Raw genomic sequence first — 515 nt, forward strand, 5'->3', positions numbered from 1 at the left:
CCCAACCAGGTGTGGTCAGCCGATTTCATGAGCGATGCGCTGTATCACGGCCTGAGGTTCCGAGCCTTCAATGTTCTGGACGACTTTAACCGGGAGGCCCTTGCCATTAAAATTGATACCTCATTGCCGAGTGCGCGGTTGGTACGGGTGTTCGAGCAGCTGAAAGCGGAACGCGGCCTGCCGGACGTGCTGCGTACAGACAATGGCCCGGAATTCCTGGGTGAATGTTTCACCAGCTGGTGCAAGGAGAACAAGATCACGATTGACTATATTGAACCGGGCAAGCCGAATCAGAATGCCTATATTGAGCGTTTTAACCGGAGCTACCGGACAGAGGTGCTCGACACCTGGTTGTTTCGGGATCTGGATGAGGTCAGGGAAATGACGTGGGCATGGATGCTGGAATACAACGAAGAGCGAGATCACGACAGTCTCGGTGGGATGACACCCATTGAGGCCCTTGAAAAGGCCAGAATCTCTACTTTTGAGCTGTCCACTTGACGGGGAAGCTTACG

The 515-nt window shown here is 53.8% G+C and carries 1 protein-coding gene; it reads left to right on the plus strand.

Annotated elements, in window-relative coordinates; genetic code table 11:
* On the plus strand, positions 1-501 hold a 501-nt coding region (locus tag ACOCD2_RS26210; RefSeq protein WP_293654035.1), incomplete at its 5' end, for an integrase core domain-containing protein.
* Between the last annotated feature and the right edge of the window lie 14 nt (positions 502-515).

Source organism: Thiolapillus sp. (assembly GCF_048562965.1).
Taxonomy (GTDB): Bacteria; Pseudomonadota; Gammaproteobacteria; order Chromatiales; family Chromatiaceae; genus Thiolapillus; species Thiolapillus brandeum_A.